The sequence below is a fragment of the Bacillus cereus group sp. MYBK222-1 genome, from assembly GCF_051916425.1.
Lineage (GTDB): Bacteria > Bacillota > Bacilli > Bacillales > Bacillaceae_G > Bacillus_A > Bacillus_A paranthracis.
Window position 1 is genome coordinate 73188 of sequence record NZ_JBQAGP010000002.1, and the last position, 13103, is coordinate 86290.

The window sequence follows — 13103 nt, forward strand, 5'->3', positions numbered from 1 at the left end:
TTCTTTTGCACATGAATAAGTAAAAATTAGAAGTTCATTACTTTGTTAACAGCTTCAACAATATCTTTATGGTTTGGTAACCATACGCTCTCAGCTTGAGAGAATGGGAATACTGTATCAGCAGCTGCAACACGTACAACTGGAGCTTCTAAGTTTAAAATTGCACGGTCGTTAATTTCCGCTACAACGTTAGCTGCAATACCAGCTTGTTTTTGAGCTTCTTGAACTACAACTACGCGGCCTGTTTTTTCAACAGAAGCGATGATTGTTTCGATATCTAATGGTTGAACTGTACGTAAGTCAACAACTTCTAAAGAGATACCTTCTTTTTCAAGTTCTTCAGCAGCTTTTAATGCAGCGTGAACCATAGCACCGTAAGCGATAACAGATACATCTGTACCTTCACGTTTGATGTCAGCTTTGCCTAAATCAATTGTGTATTCACCTTCTGGTACATCTTGACGGAATGAACGGTACAATTTCATATGCTCTAAGTAGATAACTGGATCGTTGTCACGAATCGCAGAGATTAAAAGACCTTTTGCATCGTATGGAGTAGATGGAATAACAACTTTTAGACCAGGTTGTTGAGCCACTAAACCTTCTAAGCTATCAGCATGTAGTTCAGGAGTATGAACACCACCACCGAATGGAGAACGAACTGTTACTGGAGCAGTCCAACGTCCACCAGAACGGTAACGCATACGAGCTAATTGACCAGAAATTGAATCCATTACTTCATAAACGAAACCGAAGAATTGGATTTCTGGAACTGGACGGAATCCTTCAAGTGCAAGTCCAACTGCAAGTCCACCAATACCAGACTCTGCAAGTGGAGTATCCATTACACGGTCTTCACCGAATTCAGCTTGTAAACCTTCAGTAGCACGGAATACACCGCCGTTTACACCAACGTCTTCACCAAACACAAGTACGTTAGGGTCATTTTTCATTTCAACGCGTAAAGCATCAGTGATTGCTTGAATCATTGTCATTTGAGCCATGGCTTACTTCGACTCCTTTTCTTTGTAAATTTCATATTGTTCAGCTAAGTTGTAAGGCATTTTTTCGTACATGATTTCCATTAAATCAGTAACTTTTTGTTTTGGAGCTTGGTCAGCCTTAGCAATTGCTTGTTTGATATCTTCTTTTGCTTCTTCGATTACTTTCTCTTCAACTTCTTGAGACCATAGGCCTTTGTTTTCTAAGAATGCACGGAAGCGTACGATTGGATCTTTTTGTTCCCATTCGTTCTCGATATCTTTTGTACGGTAACGAGTTGGGTCATCACCAGCCATTGTATGTGGACCGTAACGGAATGTTAAAGTCTCGATTAAAGTAGGACCTTCACCATTTACTGCACGCTCACGAGCGAAAGCAGTTGCTGCGTATACAGCTAATGGATCCATACCGTCTACTTGAATTCCGTAAATACCTGCTGCTACTGCTTTTTGTGCTACAGTTTTAGCTGCAGATTGCTTTTCTACTGGAGTAGAGATTGCATAACGGTTGTTTTGTACAACGAAGATTGCTGGAGCTTTGAATGCACCCGCAAAGTTCATACCTTCGTAGAAGTCACCTTGTGAAGCACCACCGTCACCAGTGTAAGTAATTGCAACAGATTTTTTACCACGTAATTTCATACCTAACGCAACACCAGCAGTTTGGATGATTTGCGCACCGATGATGATTTGTGGAGCAAGTGCATTTACGTTCTCAGGCATTTGGTTACCCATGAAATGTCCACGAGAGAATAAGAATGCTTGGTATAATGGTAAACCGTGCCATACTAATTGTGGCACATCACGATATCCTGGTAAGATGAAATCTTCTGCTTCAAGTGCGAAATGACTTGCTAATTGAGAAGCCTCTTGTCCAGCTGTTGGTGCGTAGAAACCTAAACGTCCTTGACGGTTTAAAGAAATAGAACGTTGATCTAGTACGCGAGTATACACCATACGGCGCATTAATTCTTTTAATTGATCATCAGATAATTCAGGCATAGCTGCTTCATTCACAACTTCGCCTTTTTCATTTAAAATTTGTAATGTTTCAAATTGAGCTGCGATAGCTTTCATTTGCTCATCAACATTAAATAGGGTCTTTTTTGTTTTAGTACCCATTCCGTTCACCTCTTCCTCTCTTGAACCATATTCTGAAACGCTTTCACTATCTATTAGCTAGATGGAAACCGCAACAATGTAAACCAACAAATTTATTTGTCGGTTGAGAATAATTTTGTGTACCTAACAATCTGTACTAATGTTTTTTCAGAAACATATTAATACAATCTTGATCACGTTTTTTAGTTTACAACTATTCTAATTACGATGTCAATTACTTTGAATACGTTTTTTTATAAATAATCTGCAGGTTTCTCCTACACAAACGTGTTTTTATTTTTCACATCTGTATTAGTAAGCATTAACCTACTGTTATATTATTCCCTTTTTAACTTGTTTTTTCTCTTAGAATAATATGTAAACGATTTAATTCCCTTTAGTTTTTCTCTCTTCTTAGCAAAAATATACAAACTCTTCTTCCTTTTATAGGTAATTACCCATACATTTCTACTCTTCCCTCCATACATTATAGTAACCGCAGTATTAGCGGGAAATGATAAAGGAGGTCATCTCATGTACGGATATTCATATTGCTATCCAACTTGTTCATATCCTTCCTACGGTTATGGCGGTTCTTGTGGTGGGTCTGGACGCGGCTTCGCCTTAATCGTTGTGTTGTTTATTCTTTTAATTATCGTTGGTGCTGCTTGCATTCGCTAATGTAAAATGAAACAACTATGGAAAGAAAGAGACGGCTCTGCCGTCTCTTTCTTTTTATTCCTACATAACCGATCTATCTTCCCCTTACTTGCCGATGACTTTTTCCATCTCCTTTGGTAGACTAAAAAGGAAAGGAGAGATTACATATGCTTACAATGAAAGATGTAATTCGCGAAGGAGATCCTATTTTGCGAAACGTTGCAGAAGAGGTAGTACTACCAGCGAGCGAAGAAGATACAAATACTCTTAAGGAAATGATTGAATTTGTAATAAATAGCCAAGATCCTGAAATGGCTGAAAAATATAGTTTACGCCCTGGAATCGGATTAGCGGCTCCGCAAATCGGTATTTCAAAAAGAATGATTGCGGTTCATGTAACAGATACGGACGGTACGTTATATAGTCATGCATTATTTAATCCAAAAATCATTAGCCATTCTGTTGAACGTACATATTTACAAAGTGGTGAAGGCTGTCTATCAGTAGACCGTGAAGTACCTGGTTATGTCCCTCGTTATACAAGAATTACAGTGAAAGCAACTTCTATTAACGGCGAAGAAGTAAAGTTACGTTTAAAAGGGTTACCAGCAATTGTATTTCAACATGAAATTGACCATTTAAATGGTGTTATGTTCTATGATCACATTAATAAAGAAAATCCATTTGCCGCTCCTGACGATTCAAAACCTCTAGAGCGATAGTAAAAAAGGCGGAATATACTCTTCCGCCTTTTTACTATATGAAATAGATTCCATATTCACTTATAGCAATCCAGCCCATTTTAAACCATGATATATACCGTCTTCACTAACATCCTTTGTCACATGATTTGCAAGTTTTTTCAAGTCTTCATGACCATTCCCCATCACAATACCTGTCCCAACTGCTTCAATCATTTCTAAATCATTTAAGCCATCCCCAAATGCATACACTTGTTCACGGTTAAATCCTAGCTTTTCAATGAATTTCTCAATCCCTTTTGCCTTAGAACCACCATTTGGAATAATATCCATTGAATACGCATGCCAGCGAATAAAATGAAAGTCTGGGTACTGATTTATAAACTTTTCTTCTTCATTTACTTCACAGAAAAGAAGTGTTTGATAAATATTACGCTTCTCATAAAAATCAGGTTCATATGCCGGATGCTCAAAATGTAAACTGCCAAACCCTTCTTTCACATAATCATGATATTCCACTGATGCTCTCATTTCTTGATGATCAAGATATACAAGTGGATATCCTTCTTGTTTTGCAAACTGAGTAAACTTATGTAGAGCAGCTGGATGTAATGGGTTATTAAATACTACCTCATCTTCAAATACAACGTACTGTCCATTAAAGCTAACATAATTGTGGATATTAAGTTCCTTACGAATATCTTCGAACATAAATGGCGCACGTCCTGTCGCAATTGCTACATGCACGCCTTTTTCTTGTAACTGCCTTACTGCGTCTCGCGTAGATTGCGGAATCTTCTTATCATGATCTAATAATGTTCCATCAATATCAAAAAAGACAATTTTATCATTCATTTGTCAAAATCCTTTCTGTTACTCTATATTCCTATTTTGATTATCGCTTTTCAAATACTAAAAAAAAGTATAACATATTAAACATCTGTGAAGAAAGCGTTCACTTTCTGACCTTATTTATGAAACCTGCATATATATATTAGTAAAAAATGTGGATACTTGTTCGTATGAATTTTCTTTTCTATTCTTTCTCATACTATAGCTATAACTAACGGCTACTAATCGTTACTATAGAATAACTTTCTCTGTATGAGAAAAGACAAGATTCAACATTCACTTTTGTCCTCTTTCTTATATCAGAGACGGCGTTTTCACTAGTAATATGCATGTTTAAAATAAGGAAAGGAAGGAGTAATCATGCTGAAGAAGCTGAAGAAAAAGCTGAAGCGTTATTTAAAAGATCTAGTCCGTAAAAAGACGATCGCTTAAATTGTGCCCATTTCGGGCTTTTTCTTCATTCTCATTCGAAAAAACATGAAAATCGTGACTGTTTGCTTTATAATAAGTAACAGATAATGCAAAACATAGACAAGGAGAGGTTTTCCAAATGATTTTTAAAGTATTTTATCAAGAAAAAATGACTGAGGTTCCAGTACGTGAAAATACAAAAGTTTTATATTTAGAGGCTACGTCTGAGAAGGATGTTCGTACAAAATTAAATAAGTTCGCATATAATATCGAATTCGTTCAGTCTGTGACTGGCAATCATCTTGAATATGAAAAAGAAAACGCTGATTTAACATTAGCGGAAATCGTATAGTCATATGAAATTTCTAAAGAATGATCAAGCAGCCGTTTTTGCTTTAGGTGGTCTTGGTGAAATCGGTAAAAATACATATGCTGTTCAATTTCAAGATGAAATTATTATAATTGACGCTGGAATTAAGTTTCCAGAAGACGAACTCCTCGGAATCGATTATGTAATACCAGATTACACTTATTTTGTGCGAAACGAAGATAAAATTAAAGGGCTATTCATTACACATGGTCACGAAGATCATATCGGTGGAATTCCTTACTTATTACGTCAAGTGAACATTCCGATTTATGGCGGAAAATTAGCAATTGCACTAATCAAAAACAAATTAGAAGAGCACGGATTACTTCGTAAAGCAAAGCTTTATGAAATTCAAGAAGATGATGTTATTAAATTTAAAAAGACATCTGTTTCCTTCTTCCGTACAACTCACAGTATCCCAGATTCATACGGAGTTGTTGTGAAAACACCTCAAGGACAAGTGGTTCATACTGGAGATTTCAAATTTGACTTCACACCGGTTGGTGAACCAGCGGACTTAACAAAAATGGCTGAAATCGGAAAAGACGGTGTACTTTGTCTCTTATCTGACAGTACAAACAGTGAAGTTCCAAACTTTACAATGTCTGAGCGCCGTGTTGGTGATAGTATTCAAGATATTTTCCGCAAAGTAGAAGGTCGTATTATCTTCGCAACCTTTGCATCAAATATCCATCGCTTGCAACAAGTCGTTGAAGCGGCTGTTGAAAACAATCGTAAAGTGGCTGTATTTGGCCGAAGTATGGAGGCAGCGATTGAAATCGGACAAAACCTCGGTTATATTCGCTGTCCGAAAGATACATTCATAGATGCATCTCAATTAAATCGTCTACCGGCTAATAAAGTTGTTATTTTATGTACAGGTAGTCAAGGGGAGCCAATGGCAGCACTTTCACGTATTGCTAATGGTACCCATCGTCAAATTCAAATTATTCCTGGCGACACAGTTGTGTTCTCTTCTTCACCAATCCCTGGTAATACAATTAGTGTAAGCCGTACAATTAATATGTTGTACCGTGCTGGTGCTGATGTAATCCACGGAAAACTGTCAAACATTCATACGAGTGGACACGGTGGACAAGAAGAACAAAAACTAATGCTTCGTCTAATTAAACCGAAGTATTTCATGCCAATTCATGGTGAATATCGTATGCAACGTATGCATATGAAATTAGCAAATGATTGTGGTATTCCAGAAGAAAACTGTTTCATTATGGATAATGGTGATGTTCTTGCCTTACGTTCAGATGAAGCAAGTGTAGCTGGTAAAATACCATCTGGATCTGTTTATATTGACGGAAATGGTATTGGAGATATCGGTAATATCGTATTACGCGATCGTCGTATCCTTTCTGAAGAAGGACTTGTTATTGTCGTTGTAAGCATTGATATGAAAGAATTTAAAGTTGCAGCAGGGCCTGATATTATCTCACGTGGTTTCGTTTATATGCGCGAAAGTAGTGATTTAATTAATGATGCTCAAACATTAATTACAACTCATTTAGAAAAAGTAATGGAACGTAAAACAACGCAATGGTCTGAAATTAAAAATGAAATTACAGATACATTAGCACCATTCCTATATGAGAAAACGAAACGTCGCCCAATGATTTTACCAATCATTATGGAGATATAAGAAAAAGGACAATACCTTTATGGTATTGTCCTTTTCTCTTATCTTAAAAAGTGCTTGAAACGATCTACTTCATCGTCATGACCAATTACAATTAATATATCTCCCGCTTGAATGTTTTCCGTAGCTCGAGGAGATACAATAACTTCTTTACCACGTTTAATCGCTACAATATTCAATCCAAACTTCGCACGAATATCTAATTCGATTAAAGAATGACCATCGATTTTTTTATTTGCAATAATCTCTACAATACTATGCTCATCTGAAAGCTCAAGATAGTCTAATACATTACTTGATGCAATATTATTAGCAATCCTTTTTCCCATATCACGCTCTGGGTGCACAATGTGATCTGCTCCTATTTTACTTAATACTTTTTCATGGTAATCATTTTGAGCTTTTACAGTAATATTTTTTACACCTAACTCTTTCAGAATTAACGTTGTTAAAATACTTGAATTCAAATTGTCCCCAATCGCAACGACTACATGATCAAAATTACGAATACCAAGACTTTTTAATACCATCTCATCTGTTGAATCTGCAATTACAGCATGTGAAGCTATATTTGCAAACTCATTAATTTTATCCTCATCTGAGTCAATTGCCATTACTTCCATACCTAATTGAGCAAGTTCTCGACAAATACTTCCACCAAAACGCCCAAGCCCAATGACAGCAAATTCTTTCTCTTTTTCACCCACAGGAATTCCTCCAATAACATCGAATACTATGTATTTTTATTGTAACATACTTTAGATTTGCTACAAAAACCTGTATATCATTCTTTATTTTTGTTTTTGCATATAAAAATACTGTTGTAAATAAAATGCGATACTGAAAATTAACATACCAAATACAAATATGTTTCCAAATGAACTAAACGTTTCAAAAACGAATAATAACGTTTCTTGTCCGAAGAAAGCAAATAATAGTTGTGTGAATGCGAATAGCAATGCCAATATATAATGGTGTTGATGAAATAAATAATGCGTTGCACCTAAAAAAGCGATAAACGAAAGAATGAAAATCCACCAATTTTCTAAAAACAGTTGCCAATTCGTAAATTGATACCCATTTACTAATATCGCAATAATTGCTATAACCGCCATCGTTGGCACACTCCATAACAATGCACGCCCTCTAAAGAAATGCGTACCTTTTACATCTCCCTTTTCATTTGCAATGTATGTTAGCACGACAGTACTTATATACAACACAGAGAGAATTGTTAAAACAATTATGAGCCAAAAATGCAACTGATAATATTCATGTTCTATATTCGTCACGATAGCAGCTAGCATACACGGTATTAGCATTCCCGTCCAACCATCTACTTTTCTCTCATTCCAAAATACCGTATTACCAATACGAATTCCTAATAGCATAAAAATAATGATACCTAGTACAAATAATGTAGTCTTATTTCCTACTAAGCTCGTTGAAAAAGCAATTAATCCAATAAATAAAAAAAGAACAAACCCATTCATAATTTCTAGTACAGGTGATAAATACCTTTTCACCCAGTTGTATGTCTCTTCATATTCATTATTATTCGCTAAACGGTAGGCATAAAAACTTATCCCAAAATAAACCGCCGCAATAATAACATATGTATATAAAACAAAACATAAAATCGCACTGCTAATCTGCACGTAATTCCCCACCCTTTTTTCTACGTTTCACCTTGATTTTACACACTTTCCACACGAATTGTAAACATATATAAGCTAGTTAACTAATCATCTTCTCAATAAGCGATAATGAATAATGAGCAGCGGCTCAAAACCACTGCTCATTATTTTATCCATTTGTATGCCGATGTGTACTCAAAACAAATATGAAAGATGTTTTCACCTTGGAACTAACGAATACCCACCAAGTTGGCGAGCAAATTTACTTTCTAGTTCCCTTCCATTTTACATATTGATCTAAAAATACGATAGCTTTCTCAATAGCCTCTTCATCTGGCTTTAATTTTGCATGATGTAAACCATATTCTGAATTTACCCCAAGCCAAAACATAAATCCAGGAATCTCTTGAAGCATATAACCAAAATCTTCACCTGTCATTGCCTCAGTACATGTAATTACTTTCATATCAGTTTGTTCACTTACAAATTGCATAAACTCTCTCGTTAATGCTTCATGATTGTATACTTGATGATACATCGCTCCGTAGTCAATAACGGCTTCACATTGGAAGGAAGCTTCTATACCTGCAACAATTGCCTCAATCCTACTTTTAACACGGCTCATCGATTCCACTGATAACGTTCGGATCGTTCCCTCTAATCGAGACTTTTCTGCTATGATATTTTGAACTGTACCGCCTGTTATTTTTCCGATTGTAATTACTGCACTATCAAGTGGGTTTACATTACGACTAATAACAGACTGAAGCTGTGTAACAAGGTGACTAGCTGCGACAATCATATCATTTGCAGTATGAGGATAAGCTGCATGTCCACCTTTCCCCTTTAAATCAACATATAACTCTGATGTATTTGCAAATAATAGCCCCTCTTTTGTAGCAATTGTCCCTACAGGGTATTCAGGTGCAATATGAAGGCCGAGAATAATATTTGGCTTCCATTCTTTTAACTCTTCACTCTCTAACATAGGAAGAGCCCCTCCAGGCCCTTCTTCAGCTGGTTGGAATAGAAATACAAGGTCATCATCTATTCTTTCTGTTACAGCTGCTGTTAGAAGGCCTAAACCGATTGTCGTATGTAAGTCATGTCCACATGCATGCATCATTCCTTCATGAACAGAAGCGAACTCATATCCAGTTTCCTCTGTAATTGGTAAACCGTCTATATCTGCGCGATAACCTATAACTTTTTCTGGATTTTTTCCCTTTACTTTAACAATGACACCCGTTCTCCATACTTTCACTTCCACATGTTCATTCGAAAGCGTTCCTATGTAATCTAAAATATACTGTTGTGTTTTCCACTCTTTAAATCCAATTTCCGGTATTTTGTGTAAGTCTCTACGAATTTGAACGAATTTGCTTACTGCCATTTTTGCACCTCTATCTATAAAAAGCGTAAGAGCCTGTTTATGCTCTTACGCTTTTTTGTTTTTATTTCTCTGGGTTTAATTGACGAAGTTCTTGTTTAATTTCAGTTTTTGCTTTTGTCTTCTCATCAATCTCTTTAATTACACGTGCTGGAGTACCTGCTACAACTGTATATGGAGGTACATCTTCTGTTACAACAGCTCCTGCTGCTACAACTGCACCTTTACCTACTGTAACTCCCTCTAACACAACTACGTTAGCACCAATAACAACATCGTCTTCAACGATAACTGGTTTTGCTGAAGGTGGCTCAATAACACCTGCAAGTACTGCGCCTGCACCTACGTGACAGTTCTTACCAACAGTTGCACGTCCACCAAGTACCGCGTTCATGTCGATCATAGACCCTTCACCAATTACAGCACCGATATTAATTGTTGCATTCATCATAATAACAGCGTTGTCGCCGATTTCAACGTGGTCACGAATAATCGCACCTGGCTCAATACGAGCTTTAATACCTTTTAAATCAAGCATTGGAATTGCAGAATTACGACGGTCATTTTCAACAACGTAATCAACAATGTACTTGCTATTTTCATCTAGAATTGTCTTAATTTCAGACCATTCTCCAAATAATACACCAGACTTTTTATTTACAAATGCTTGTACCGTTTCAGGGAATGTTACTTCTTTTAAATCCCCTTTTATGTATACCTTTACAGGAGTTTTCTTTTCACTTTTTTGAATAAACGAAATAATTTCGTTAGCGTCCATCATTTTCATTCTTGTTGCCTCCTAAATCCATTTATAATGTTACTCTACCAAACGATAGGGCGAGTAGCAAGATAATAATCCTATTTTTCCATTTGAATTTCTTCTATAATTTCTAAAAATGCTCGTACTTGCTTCAATTGTCTAGCTGATTCACTCGTCAATAACCATGTTTCTCTCGTTAATTGGACAGGTGTTTTATACATATTTTCCTGTACTTCTTTTAGAACAGTAGAAGGTAAAAGAGCATAACCTATACCATTTAAAACGAGTTGTTTGCAAGTCTCAATTTGATCAACGACAATCGTTCTCTTAGGTGGATTAGAAAATAAACCATACCACCAATTTTGTATTTGTCCATAATAAGTCGAATCACTTTTAAATTGAATAAATGGTCTATTTGTTTCTTTTAACATCGAAATATCTTTTATTTCTTTATCCACTAAATAAAGTTCATCTTCAAATAATTGTTGCTTCTGGCCTTTATATTCTTGTGTTCCTCTCAATATAGCAACATGCACGTCTCCTTCATAAAATTGCTTTTGCACTTCACTACTCCAGCCAGTAAACAGCGATATTTTTACAGAAGGATATTTATGTACAAACTTCTTCAAAACAGGAGGAAGCCAATATTGACCAATAACTGATGCGACAGCAATTTTTAACGTCCCGTGAGTTTCTGTTCTAAAAACAGCTAGTTCACTTTTAATATCCTCTTCCCTTTGTAGCATTTCTTTTGCGTAATTTGCAACTTTTTCCCCTTCAGGTGTAATTGTCAATCCTTTTTGCGAGCGAATAAAAAACTTCATTCCCCATTGTTTCTCCATAGATTGTAATCGTTGACTAAGCGCAGGTTGTGAAACAAATAAACGTTCCGCCGCTTTTCTCATATTTGATTCCTGTGCTAACACAACCATCATTTGAAAATCATCAATTTGCAACTTTCTCCCTCTTTCCTTAGCTTCCATACACCTTATCTCAATAAGCTTTTCATCCGTAATTTAACTACATACGCTTATATTTTTTATCTTTTTAAATATAATACATACACAACTGATATGCACGAAAAAAAAGTGACTTCTTCGGTTCTATGAAGTCACTTTTCTCACATTATCGATTATGTTGCCTTACTTTTTTATTCAACAATTTTAAAATCGCTCGACGTGTTAAAATCCCCTCAAAATACCCATCTTCATTGACAGCGCAAATAAATGGATGATCAATAGTCATTTCTAATGCTTTTGCAAACGAATCTTCTAACTTAAGAACCGGAATATCTTTCTTCATTACTTGCTCTACTTTCATCTCTTCAAGTCTTTCAAACTCAATGCGTTCTAGCCCTAACATACCGTCTAAAATCATAGCAGTACTAATTAACCCGTGCAATTTGTACATCGGGTCCAAAACAGGTATCGCCGAATATCCAGATTTCACAAGTACGAGTAAAGCATGCTCTAAACCATTCCCTATTTGAACGTGTGCTACTTTTTCTGATGAAATCATTAAATCTTTTACAAAAATTTGTTGAAACTCGTCTTTTGGAATACTAATCATATTACATCCCCCATTTTCCCTTTTTCCTGCTTATAATCACCGGCTCTATTCACATTTTATGACAGCGTTTTCATATTATTATTTTGTCCTTACATTCTTTCAGTAAAAAACAAAATTACACAGCTATTTTAGCATATAACACAAAAAAAAGACTACCATTCCGGTAGCGCTTAATACCCTTTATTTTTTAATCTGTAAAATAACCTTGTGATTTTTTTATATTGCATCACGTCTGTCTTTTTTAAACCATTCTCGATATCTGTAAGTTCCACAGCTAAAATTTCACTCGCATAATTTTGCTGAAATAAAATATCTAGTAACAAACTTTCCTCTTCTTCCGTTAAAACAAAATCCCTTTTCATATACCCCTCTCCTTATACTCACATCGTTACCATTATTATATAAAATTTTCAGCCTATTTAATAGATGTAATATTCAGTTTTTAGTAGAAGAAATATATAAATTGTTTTTATTTCGTATATCGATTCGCATAACTAAACGCCGCATAAGCATCTGGCTTAATTTTTGCAGTTAATCCCATCGCTTGAATTTTCGCTGTCATATCTAGAATAAATTCTTTTGTTAAACCATCATTTCCGATATCTAAGTGAATCTCCATTATAAAACCAGCCCCATCTTGAGCATATGGATGCAATAAATCCCATATTGTTTGTATATGATTTGGAGTAAATAGGCATGCGATTTCTTGACTAAACTGCGTCTCTAAATATATTTTCTCACGTAAAGTTTCTGGCTTATCTTTTACTGATTGATGGTGTAAACACCCCCAGGCTCCTTTTCCAACGCGATGAATATGAATTGCCGTAATAAACCTCGTATCCTTTTGATGTGCTTGTGAGTCTGTCCCAATGGATAAACGATATAAATTTCGCGGATCCTTTTCAATAAAGTTACAAATACGGGTAAAGACCATATCAAAATTTAAATGTCTCTCTGAAACATTATAAAATTTATGTTCACCGGCCACATAGTCACGTCC

15 protein-coding genes are annotated in these 13103 nt (G+C 35.7%); 4 read left to right on the forward strand and 11 right to left on the reverse strand.

The features are described from left to right. Positions 1-26: 26 nt before the first annotated feature. Both pdhB and pdhA read right to left on the reverse strand, forming a co-directional pair. A complete protein-coding gene (gene pdhB, locus ACTFR9_RS12240) occupies positions 27-1004 on the reverse strand; it encodes a pyruvate dehydrogenase complex E1 component subunit beta (RefSeq protein WP_000068166.1) in 978 nt (325 codons plus the stop codon). Between the two features lie 3 nt (positions 1005-1007). Beyond that, the gene (pdhA, locus tag ACTFR9_RS12245; protein ID WP_000536893.1) at positions 1008-2123 is read right to left on the reverse strand and encodes a pyruvate dehydrogenase E1 component subunit alpha; all 1116 of its coding nucleotides are present in this window, start codon (positions 2121-2123) and stop codon (positions 1008-1010) included. Positions 2124-2636: 513 nt separating this feature from the next. Here pdhA and ACTFR9_RS12250 point away from each other — a divergent pair. Both ACTFR9_RS12250 and def read left to right on the forward strand, forming a co-directional pair. After that, positions 2637-2783: a YjcZ family sporulation protein gene (locus ACTFR9_RS12250; protein WP_000274562.1), complete on the forward strand. Its 147-nt coding sequence runs from the start codon at positions 2637-2639 to the stop codon at positions 2781-2783. A gap of 146 nt (positions 2784-2929) precedes the next feature. Next, positions 2930-3484 carry a peptide deformylase gene (gene def / locus ACTFR9_RS12255; protein WP_000957059.1) on the forward strand — a complete coding sequence of 185 codons (555 nt, stop codon included), beginning with the start codon at positions 2930-2932 and terminating at the stop codon, positions 3482-3484. 60 nt (positions 3485-3544) lie between these two features. Here def and ACTFR9_RS12260 read toward each other — a convergent pair whose 3' ends face one another. Then, complete coding sequence (locus ACTFR9_RS12260; protein WP_000998288.1) at positions 3545-4318, reverse strand: Cof-type HAD-IIB family hydrolase; 774 nt, start codon at positions 4316-4318, stop codon at positions 3545-3547. A 547-nt stretch (positions 4319-4865) separates the two neighbouring features. Here ACTFR9_RS12260 and ACTFR9_RS12265 point away from each other — a divergent pair. Both ACTFR9_RS12265 and rnjA read left to right on the forward strand, forming a co-directional pair. After that, positions 4866-5078: a DNA-dependent RNA polymerase subunit epsilon gene (locus ACTFR9_RS12265; RefSeq protein WP_000576444.1), complete on the forward strand. Its 213-nt coding sequence runs from the start codon at positions 4866-4868 to the stop codon at positions 5076-5078. A gap of 4 nt (positions 5079-5082) precedes the next feature. Further along, positions 5083-6750, forward strand: coding sequence for a ribonuclease J1 (gene rnjA, locus ACTFR9_RS12270; protein WP_000670368.1), 1668 nt, complete (start codon positions 5083-5085; stop codon positions 6748-6750). Between the two features lie 38 nt (positions 6751-6788). Here the strand turns inward: rnjA and ACTFR9_RS12275 are convergent, their stop codons facing one another. The 8 genes from ACTFR9_RS12275 to ACTFR9_RS12310 all read right to left on the reverse strand — a co-directional run bounded on the left by ACTFR9_RS12275 (position 6789) and on the right by ACTFR9_RS12310 (position 13091). Further along, the gene (locus ACTFR9_RS12275) at positions 6789-7454 is read right to left on the reverse strand and encodes a potassium channel family protein (RefSeq protein ID WP_000504032.1); all 666 of its coding nucleotides are present in this window, start codon (positions 7452-7454) and stop codon (positions 6789-6791) included. 84 nt (positions 7455-7538) lie between these two features. Next, positions 7539-8405, reverse strand: coding sequence for a hypothetical protein (locus tag ACTFR9_RS12280; RefSeq protein WP_001167329.1), 867 nt, complete (start codon positions 8403-8405; stop codon positions 7539-7541). A gap of 241 nt (positions 8406-8646) precedes the next feature. Beyond that, a complete protein-coding gene (locus ACTFR9_RS12285) occupies positions 8647-9777 on the reverse strand; it encodes an N-acetyldiaminopimelate deacetylase (RefSeq protein WP_000301165.1) in 1131 nt (376 codons plus the stop codon). Between the two features lie 61 nt (positions 9778-9838). Then, the gene (gene dapD, locus ACTFR9_RS12290) at positions 9839-10561 is read right to left on the reverse strand and encodes a 2,3,4,5-tetrahydropyridine-2,6-dicarboxylate N-acetyltransferase (protein ID WP_000783248.1); all 723 of its coding nucleotides are present in this window, start codon (positions 10559-10561) and stop codon (positions 9839-9841) included. A 71-nt stretch (positions 10562-10632) separates the two neighbouring features. Next, a complete protein-coding gene (locus ACTFR9_RS12295; protein ID WP_001998142.1) occupies positions 10633-11517 on the reverse strand; it encodes a LysR family transcriptional regulator in 885 nt (294 codons plus the stop codon). A 142-nt stretch (positions 11518-11659) separates the two neighbouring features. Beyond that, positions 11660-12103 carry a cyclic-di-AMP-binding protein CbpB gene (cbpB, locus tag ACTFR9_RS12300; protein WP_000623568.1) on the reverse strand — a complete coding sequence of 148 codons (444 nt, stop codon included), beginning with the start codon at positions 12101-12103 and terminating at the stop codon, positions 11660-11662. Between the two features lie 170 nt (positions 12104-12273). Then, complete coding sequence (gene abbA, locus ACTFR9_RS12305; protein ID WP_000817428.1) at positions 12274-12465, reverse strand: antirepressor AbbA; 192 nt, start codon at positions 12463-12465, stop codon at positions 12274-12276. A gap of 107 nt (positions 12466-12572) precedes the next feature. Then, positions 12573-13091 (reverse strand): ribonuclease H-like YkuK family protein, encoded by a 519-nt coding sequence (locus tag ACTFR9_RS12310; RefSeq protein WP_000896651.1) that lies wholly within the window; start codon positions 13089-13091, stop codon positions 12573-12575. Positions 13092-13103: the final 12 nt, after the last annotated feature.

Bases quoted from the DNA above. Each gene is read 5' to 3' on its own strand.
- pdhB (WP_000068166.1), bottom strand. From the start codon at position 1,004: ATGGCTCAAATGACAATGATTCAAGCAATCACTGATGCTTTACGCGTT.
- pdhA (WP_000536893.1), bottom strand. From the start codon at position 2,123: ATGGGTACTAAAACAAAAAAGACCCTATTTAATGTTGATGAGCAAATG.
- ACTFR9_RS12250 (WP_000274562.1), top strand. From the start codon at position 2,637: ATGTACGGATATTCATATTGCTATCCAACTTGTTCATATCCTTCCTAC.
- def (WP_000957059.1), top strand. From the start codon at position 2,930: ATGCTTACAATGAAAGATGTAATTCGCGAAGGAGATCCTATTTTGCGA.
- ACTFR9_RS12260 (WP_000998288.1), bottom strand. From the start codon at position 4,318: ATGAATGATAAAATTGTCTTTTTTGATATTGATGGAACATTATTAGAT.
- ACTFR9_RS12265 (WP_000576444.1), top strand. From the start codon at position 4,866: ATGATTTTTAAAGTATTTTATCAAGAAAAAATGACTGAGGTTCCAGTA.
- rnjA (WP_000670368.1), top strand. From the start codon at position 5,083: ATGAAATTTCTAAAGAATGATCAAGCAGCCGTTTTTGCTTTAGGTGGT.
- ACTFR9_RS12285 (WP_000301165.1), bottom strand. From the start codon at position 9,777: ATGGCAGTAAGCAAATTCGTTCAAATTCGTAGAGACTTACACAAAATA.
- dapD (WP_000783248.1), bottom strand. From the start codon at position 10,561: ATGAAAATGATGGACGCTAACGAAATTATTTCGTTTATTCAAAAAAGT.
- ACTFR9_RS12295 (WP_001998142.1), bottom strand. From the start codon at position 11,517: ATGGAAGCTAAGGAAAGAGGGAGAAAGTTGCAAATTGATGATTTTCAA.
- cbpB (WP_000623568.1), bottom strand. From the start codon at position 12,103: ATGATTAGTATTCCAAAAGACGAGTTTCAACAAATTTTTGTAAAAGAT.
- abbA (WP_000817428.1), bottom strand. From the start codon at position 12,465: ATGAAAAGGGATTTTGTTTTAACGGAAGAAGAGGAAAGTTTGTTACTA.